Below are 7,972 nucleotides of genomic sequence, written 5' to 3'. Positions count from 1 at the left end.
GCCACCACGCTGCGCACCGCCGGGCGGACCGTGCTCTTCTCCGCCCTGACCGTCGCCGTCTCCCTCGCCGCCATGAGGAGCCCGCCATATCCGACCCCGGACAGCTGCCGCTTCGAAACCGGCCCTCCCTGCAAGCCGTGAAGAGCGATGAGCCCCTCGCGGCCGGGCCCCGGACCGTGGACCTCACCGCCGAGGACGACACCCAGACGCTGCCCCGGCTCGACTCCCTGGAGCGCAAGCTCGCGGAGATGGAGCAGCAGTTCGGCTGACCCGCGCAGACCGCGCACGGCGGGGCCGCCCGAGGAACTTCCTCAGGCGGCCCCGCCGTTCAGTTCGAACCAGACCACCTTGCCCGCGCCGTTCCGGTCCACACCCCAGGAGTCGGCGAGCGCCTGGACCAGGACCAGTCCGCGGCCGTGCGTGCCGTCGTCGGCGGGCGGCACGGTCGGCTGCTTCAGGTCCGGCACGAAGTCCCGCACCTCGACCCGTAGTTGCTCGGGATCGACGGTGGCGGTGACGATCGCCCCCTGCTCGGTGTGGACGAGCGCGTTGGTCACGAGTTCGCTGGTGAGGAGCTCGGCGACGTCGGTGGCCCCCGGCCCGCCCCAGCTTCCCAGCATCGCGCGTAACGCGTGCCGTACCTCCGGCACCGCGGTGAGATCGGCGCCTCCCACCTTTCTGAGCAGTTGAGTCGGCTGCTTCGCCTCCCCTGCCATACCCGGTAACCCCCCACCCCGTCGTCGGATCGAACAGGCTCACGGGGATGCATGCCCCACCGGAACGCACGCATTCAGGGGCGGGGCACGTTGCGCAGATTGGATCGGGCCATCTGGAGCATCCGGCCCACTCCCCCGTCGAGCACGATCTTGCTGGCGGAGAGCGCGAAGCCGGTGACCATCTCGGCGCTGATCTTCGGCGGGATGGACAGGGCGTTGGGGTCGGTGACGACGTCGACGAGCGCCGGGCCCTTGTGCTTGAAGGCGTCCTTGAGCGCGCCCGCCAGGTGCTTGGGCTTCTCGACCCGGACTCCGTAGGCGCCCGCCGCCCGGGCGATGGCGGCGAAGTCCGGGTTCTTGTTGGCCGTTCCGTACGAGGGGAGTCCGGCCACCAGCATCTCCAACTCCACCATGCCGAGCGAGGAGTTGTTGAAAAGCACCACCTTCACGGGCAGGTCGTACTGGACGAGGGTGAGGAAGTCGCCCATGAGCATGCTGAATCCGCCGTCGCCGGACATCGAGACGACCTGTCGGCCGCGGTCGAGGAACTGCGCGCCGATGGCCTGCGGCAGGGCGTTGGCCATGGAGCCGTGGCTGAAGGAGCCGATGATCCGGCGGCGCCCGTTGGGGGTGATGTAGCGGGCGGCCCAGACGTTGCACATCCCCGTGTCGACGGTGAAGACGGCGTCGCCGTCGGCGAGTTCGTCGAGCACGGCGGCCACGTACTCGGGGTGGATGGGGACGTGCTTCTCGACCTTCCGGGTGTACGCCTTGACCACGCCCTCCAGGGCGTCGGCGTGCTTCTTCAGCATCTTGTCGAGGAAGCGCCGGTCGGTCTTGGCCCGCACGCGCGGGATCACACAGCGCAGGGTCTCGCGGACGTCGCCCCACACCGCGAGGTCGAGCCTGGAGCGCCGGCCGAGCCGCTCCGGCCGCACGTCGACCTGGACGATCTTCACGTCGTCCGGCAGGAAGGCGTTGTACGGGAAGTCGGTGCCGAGCAGGATCAGCAGATCGCACTCGTGGGTGGCCTCGTAGGCGGCGCCGTAGCCGAGCAGCCCGCTCATGCCGACGTCGAACGGGTTGTCGTACTGGATCCATTCCTTGCCGCGCAGGGCGTGTCCGACGGGCGACTTGACCCGCTCGGCGAACTGCATGACCTCGGCGTGCGCCCCGGCCGTACCGCTGCCGCAGAACAGCGTCACCCGTTCGGCGGCGTCGATCATCCGCACCAGGTCGTCGATCTCGGCGTCGCCGGGCCGGACGGTGGGCCGGGAGGTGACGAGCGCGGTCTCGACGGTCTTCTCGGGAGCGGGCTGGTCGGCGATGTCGCCGGGCAGCGAGACCACGCTGACGCCGCCCCGGCCGACGGCGTGCTGGATCGCGGTCTGCAGCAGCCGGGGCATCTGGCGCGGGTTGGAGATCAGCTCGCTGTAGTGGCTGCACTCGTGGAACAGCTGGTCGGGGTGGGTCTCCTGGAAGTAGCCGAGGCCGATCTCGCCGGACGGGATGTGCGAGGCGAGGGCGAGCACCGGGGCCATGGAGCGGTGGGCGTCGTACAGGCCGTTGATCAGGTGGAGGTTGCCCGGGCCGCAGGAGCCGGCGCAGGCGGCGAGCCTGCCGGTGAGCTGGGCCTCGGCGCCGGCGGCGAAGGCGGCGACCTCCTCGTGCCGCACCTGGACCCAGTCGATGGCGGAGTTGCGGCGGATCGCGTCGACGACCGGGTTCAGGCTGTCGCCGACGACGCCGTAGAGGCGCTGGACGCCGGCTCGGGCGAGGATGTCGACGAACTGTTCTGCGACATTCTGTTTGGCCATGCGTCCATCAACCCACGGGCGCCGGGGTCGCGCCTGCGGGGTTACGCCTCACGTTGTCAGGACTCCCAGACGGCCACTCCCGTACGGTCGTCGGCGTAACCGGTGACGCGCAGTTGGGTGTCGGCGAGGAAGGCGGCGAGGCCGGGCGGTTCGGCGCCGGCCCAGCGGGCTGCGAGCTCGTGGGCGAGGGCCGGTTCGCCGCGCATCGGCTCGGCGAGGCCGTTCGACGCGAGCAGCAGGGTGTCGCCGGGACGGGCGACGGAGGCGCGGAAGCGGAAGGGCTCGGCGGGCGGGGGCACGGGGTCCTCGACGAACGGGCGGCCGGGGGGCTCGGTGACGGCAAGCTTCATGGTGAGCCGCTCGCCGTCCGCACCGGCCTCGGCTTCCTCGTCCGCGCCCGGCGGCGCGCCGGGGGGTGCGCCCGGCGGTGTTCCCGGCGCCGAGCCGAAGCCGACGACCGGGGCGCCGACGATCGCCGACGGCTCGGGGAGGAGCGGCTCGATGTCCTGCCAGGAGCCGTCGCGGAGCCGGAAGAGTCCGCCGGGGCCGACGCCGAAGAAGACCCGGGTGCGGCAGTCGGGGTCGGCGGAGAGCAGCAGACAGCGCAGTCCGGCCGTGTACGAGTCGGGGTCGAGGCCGCGTTCGCCGGCGCGGGCGCGCAGCTTGCCGTAGGTGCGGTCGGTGAGCCGGTGCAGCCCGGACTTGAGGTCGCCGCGGCGGCCGGAGCGGATGTCCTCGGAGAGCCGGGCGTGGCTGCGGCCGACGGCCTCGCCGATCCAGCGGCAGACGTCGGCGGCGGCCAGGTGGGTGTGCGGGGCGGAACGCCGGCCGGCGGCGATGGCGACGAGCACGAGCGCGGCCTCGTCCTGGCCGAAGCGGGCGGTGAGCAGGGCGTCGCGCCGCGGTTCGCCGCGGAAGCGGGCGGAGTCGCCGCGGACGGAGGCGGCGCGCAGGGTGTAGGCGCCGTAGCGGGCGCCGTCGAGGACGGTGTCGGCGACGAGGTCGTCGAGCTCGCCGGGGCGCGCCGCGGGCAGGGCCGTGGGCTCGGGCTCGTACGTGGGCGGGCGGCTGCCGACATGTCCGGTGCGGGGCCGGGGCGCGGGGAGCTGGACCTGCACGGTCGGTGCCTCGACGGGCACGGCCGGCTCGGCGGGTACGGCCGGCTCGACGGGTGCGACGGGTGCGGCGGGTACGGCCGGCTCGACGGGTGCGACGGGTGCGACGGGTACGGCCGGCTCGGCGGGTGCGGCCGGCGGGCCGGGAACGGCCGGCTCGGCGGGTGCGGCCGGCGGGGCCTCGTGCCTGGTCGGCGTCGTGGTCGCCGCGGCGGAGTCGTACCGCTCGTCGAGGCTGTCGGCGGTCGGCGCGGGCGCGGTGTCCGGCGCGGCCTCGTCGTACAGCTTGTCCCACCAGTTGGTGTCCCCCTGCTGAGTCATGCCCTTATTGTCCACCGCACGGGGCGTCAGAAAACGGGACACCAGGAAAAGCGTTACGGCAAAAGAGTGGCGTGCGGGGAAATGGTCCGCCGGACGGCCCCACCCCCCACGGGAGGACCGTCCGGCGGACCGGCGTGGTCAGCGCACGTCGTAAGCGCGGACCACGGTCTGGGTGACGGAGTTGCCCTCGGCGTCCGTCAGTTCGGATTTCAGGGTGACCTGGCGGCCGCTCGCGCCCGCGTGGTTCACGGTCGCGGTCCAGCTGTCGCCCTGGTGGGTGACCGGGGCCTCGGTCCAGGTCGTGCCCCCGTCATAGGAGTACGAAAGCCTGGCGGAGGTGAGAGCGGGTGCCTGGTAGCCCGCGTGACCGGTCACGCTGAGACCGATGCGCTGGCCGTCGGTGGCGGCCAGGGTCTTGAGTCCGTCCTCCGGAAGGTCGTACCGGGGGAACAGGATCGGGATGGACTGAGAATAGACGTTCTCATCGAGCTTCGAGGTGAATTTCCAGACAGACTGGACGGAGACGGAGCGGGCCCAGACCCGGCTGCCGATCTTCATCGTGTTCTGTTCGAGGGTGTACGTGCCGGGGTCGGCCGGCACCTCGAAGACGCCGAACGGCCAGCCGGTGGCGCCGATCTCCTGGCCGTCCTTGCTGAGGCGCAGGTTGCCGATGTCGCCGAAGGAGCCGGGCTCGGCGTGGTGGGTGGCGTCGCCCCACATGGCGTCGGCGAAGCCGATGAGGTTGCCCTGGCGCTCGGCGACGAGGACGGGCTCACCGGCCGCGTCGCGCGGGGCGGTGGGCGCGATGACGCCGTCGTACCAGTTCTCGGTGCGCCGCTCGCCGGCCGTCCAGGCGTGCCGGCCGCCCACCATCAGCTCACCGAACGGGAAGCTGCTGCCGGTCAGTTGCTGCCAGGCGGTGTCGCCGGGCGTGTAGTACTCGGCGCGGGTGCCGGGTGCCGGGACGGTCTCCAGGGAGCCGAAGGAGACGGCGGTGCCGTCCGGGCGGTAGGCGGCCGGGAACTGGACGAAGTCGGTGGCGATGCCGGCCGAGCCGTAGCGGGCGTCGCTACGGCCGAGTTCGCCGTCCTCGACGCGGTAGGTCTTCTCGTCGCGGATCGAACGGGCCTCGGGGAAGGCCAGGTTGTAGACGTACGGGCTCTTCGCCGTGGCCTGCCAGGCGAGCGTGACCTCGCCCGCGGCCAGCTTGCCGAGGAGTCGGGTCGCCTCGTCGGCGGGGACGGAGACGACGGGCAGGCCGAGGCCGGTGAAGCCGCCGCTCGGGTACCAGCGGCCGGGGGCCTGGTGGTACGTGACGACGGCGAGTGCGCCGGCCGTCTTGGCGTTGCGGGCGAGGGTGGCCGCGGCGGTGCTGTCGTCGGGCAGCCGGACGAGCGCGATCCGGCCCTTGACCTGCGCGGCGGCGAGTTCCGCGGCGCTCCCGGTGCCCGCGTCGACGAGCCGGGCGGAGCCGGTGCCGTCGAGGTTGTCGGAGCCGGTGGAGGCGGTCAGCGGGTGCAGGGCCAGGCCGTCGGTGGTGGCGAGCGAGGTGATCTGCGGGGCGGCGGCGCGCCAGTAGCTGCCGAACTCGAAGGTGCCGTCGGTGGCGCGGCCCTCGACGGAGGCGTAGTAGCCGCGGATGGTACGTGGTCCTGCCGCGGTGCCGGCGTGCAGCCAGGTGTCGTCCCAGGCGCGGGCGAACGCCAGGGTGGCGCCGCGGAGTTCGGACGGCCGCTCGGTCCGCACGGAGAGCCGGTGGGCCTCGCGGGCATCCAGGACGACGGTGGTGTCCTTCCTCAGCTCCAGCTGCGGCCGGGCCAGGTAGCTGACCGAGTCGTTGAGCGTGGCGCCCTCGCCCGCGTCGGGCGTGGTGACGAAGGAGGAGAGGAAGTAGCGGCCGGCGCGCAGCCGGTAGACCTGGTCGGCGGCGCCCTCGTTGAAGCGGCGTTCGCCGGAGGCGTCGTCGGTGCCGATGACGTCGAGGGAGGAGGCGCCGGCGGCCGGCTCGCCCTGACGGTCGATCAGTTTGACGCGCAGGGTGACGGTTTCGGGCTCGACGTAGAGCGCGAACGGGGTGGAGACGTGCACGCCGCCGGCGCCGGTCGCGACCACGCGGCCGGTGACGTCGCCGTACTGGGCGCGCTCCAGGTGGGCGGCCGGGTCGAGCTTCAGCGGGACCTCGGCGGTGGCGCCGGCCGGGACGGTGACGGTGCGCTGTCCGAGGCGGGCGACCGGGGTGCGCACGGCCGTGCCGTCGTTGCCGGTGACCTTCTCGACGGCGAGGTCGAGGGTGACGGGCGCGGTGCCGGTGTTGGTGTAGGGGACGGTGACGGTGGTGCGGTCGGCGGGAACCTGCGGCCAGTGGTGCGTGCCGCCCTGGACGGCGGGGGCGCCGAGCACGGTCTGGTCGACGGCCGCCTTGACGTCGAGGCGGCCGCCACCGACCTCGCGGGCGTCGCCGGGGACGCCGCTGTCGGCGGAGGAGACGAGCGCGGCCTTGATCTGCTGGGCGGTCCAGTCGGGGTGGCGCTGCTTGACGATCGCGGCCGCGCCGGCGACGTGCGGGGTGGCCATCGAGGTGCCGGACATCGACCGGTAGGCGTAGACGCCCCGGCCGCCGGCCGCGGCGGCGGAGATGCCGACGCCGGGCGCGGCGATCTCCGGCTTGAGGGTGTGGGCCTCGTTGTGCGCGGGGCCGCGGCTGGAGAAGTACGCGGTGGAGTCGTCGCGGTCGACGGCGCCGACGGTGAGCACGCCGGGCGCGCAGCCGGGCGAGGAGACGGTGTTGTCACCGGGGCCCGAGTTGCCGGCGGCGATGACGAACAGCGTGCCCTTGTTCTGGGCGAGTCGTTCGGCGGCGACGGCCATCGGGTCGGTGCAGTCGGTCTCGGAGGGGTTGCCGAGGCTCATGGAGACGACGTCGGCGCCTTGGGCGACGGCCCACTCCATGCCGGCGATGATCCACGAGGTGGCGCCGGATCCGGAGTCGTTGAGCACCTTCCCGGCGAGCAGGGCGGCGCCGGGGGCCACGCCCCGCTTCTTGCCGCCGCTCGCGGCGCCGGTGCCGCCGACGGTGGAGAGGGTGTGGGTGCCGTGGCCCTGGCGGTCGTCGGTGGTGTCGGAGTCGGTGAAGTTCCTCGCCGCGACGATCCGGCCCCTGAGGTCCGGGTGGTCGGCGTCGGCGCCGGTGTCGAGGACGGCGACCCTGGTGCCGGTGCCGTCGTAGCCCGCCGCCCATGCCTCGGGGGCGTGCACCTGGGCGGTCGAGCGCTCCAGGGTGGCCTGGACCTTGCGGTCGAGCCACAGCTTCCTGAGGCCGGTCGACGCCGGACTCCCGGCGCGGGCGGCGGGCGCGGTGATGTCGGCCCAGAAGGTGGCGGCCTGCTTCTTGTCGGCCTTGAGGGCCACCCCGTGGACGGTGGCGAGCACCTGGCCGCGGGTGGCGCCGCGCGGGGCGGGCGGCACGGCGCGGGCGGTCGCGAGGCCGTCGTCGTAGACGGCGATCAGCGGCAGGGTCGCGGAGCCGGCGTCGTCGTACCCCTGGCGGACGAGTCCGGTGACGTTGAACAGCTCCTCGTCGACCCGGCCGGCGGCGAGGGCGGCGGTGGCGCCCTCGGGATAGACGTAGAGGTCCTGGCCGGAGCGGCGGGTCTGGGTGAACGGCACGGTGCCGTCCTCGCGGGGCAGCGCGGTGGCGGCCGGGTCGCCGTCGGCGTCGCGGGTGACCAGGATCCGGTCGCCGGTCACCAGGGTGACCGTGGCGGTCCGCTCCTGTCCCCGTGCGGCCGCTGCCGCCGCGCTCCCGACCAGGGGTCGCTTTCCGGTCGCCGGATCGTCCTGCGGCGCCGCGGCCGCGGACGCGGCGACCGCGGTGACGGCCAGGACGGCGGCGCTTGCCGCCCCCAGGGCCGTGCGCGAAATCGGACGCATCGCTTTCCCCCTCCTTTGTCCGGGCATGCAGGCACAAGGCGCTCATGTCCGGAGGCTGTTGGTGCTGCGGTGG

General features: G+C 73.5%; 4 protein-coding genes and 1 pseudogene. 1 reads left to right on the top strand and 4 read right to left on the bottom strand.

Annotated features, from left to right (window positions below; genetic code table 11):
- A pseudogene (locus ACWEJX_RS30125) lies at positions 1 to 269 on the top strand (DUF2637 domain-containing protein); the annotation flags it as partial.
- A 42-nt stretch (positions 270 to 311) separates the two neighbouring features.
- Here the strand turns inward: ACWEJX_RS30125 and ACWEJX_RS30120 are convergent.
- The 4 genes from ACWEJX_RS30120 to ACWEJX_RS30105 form a co-directional block, all read right to left on the bottom strand.
- Positions 312 to 620 carry an ATP-binding protein gene (locus tag ACWEJX_RS30120; RefSeq protein ID WP_451610582.1) on the bottom strand — a complete coding sequence of 103 codons (309 nt, stop codon included), beginning with the start codon at positions 618 to 620 and terminating at the stop codon, positions 312 to 314.
- A 170-nt stretch (positions 621 to 790) separates the two neighbouring features.
- Positions 791 to 2,533 (bottom strand): pyruvate dehydrogenase, encoded by a 1,743-nt coding sequence (locus tag ACWEJX_RS30115; protein ID WP_451610581.1) that lies wholly within the window; start codon positions 2,531 to 2,533, stop codon positions 791 to 793.
- A 56-nt stretch (positions 2,534 to 2,589) separates the two neighbouring features.
- Positions 2,590 to 3,969, bottom strand: a complete 1,380-nt coding sequence (locus ACWEJX_RS30110) for a protein phosphatase 2C domain-containing protein (RefSeq protein WP_451610580.1) — start codon at positions 3,967 to 3,969, stop codon at positions 2,590 to 2,592.
- Positions 3,970 to 4,107: 138 nt separating this feature from the next.
- Positions 4,108 to 7,899 carry a S8 family peptidase gene (locus ACWEJX_RS30105; protein WP_451610579.1) on the bottom strand — a complete coding sequence of 1,264 codons (3,792 nt, stop codon included), beginning with the start codon at positions 7,897 to 7,899 and terminating at the stop codon, positions 4,108 to 4,110.
- Between the last annotated feature and the right edge of the window lie 73 nt (positions 7,900 to 7,972).

It is taken from the genome of Streptomyces sp. NPDC004788 (genome assembly GCF_053601115.1).
Note: the sequence above shows the minus strand (reverse complement) of the source record. Positions and strands in the feature narration are given on the sequence as shown.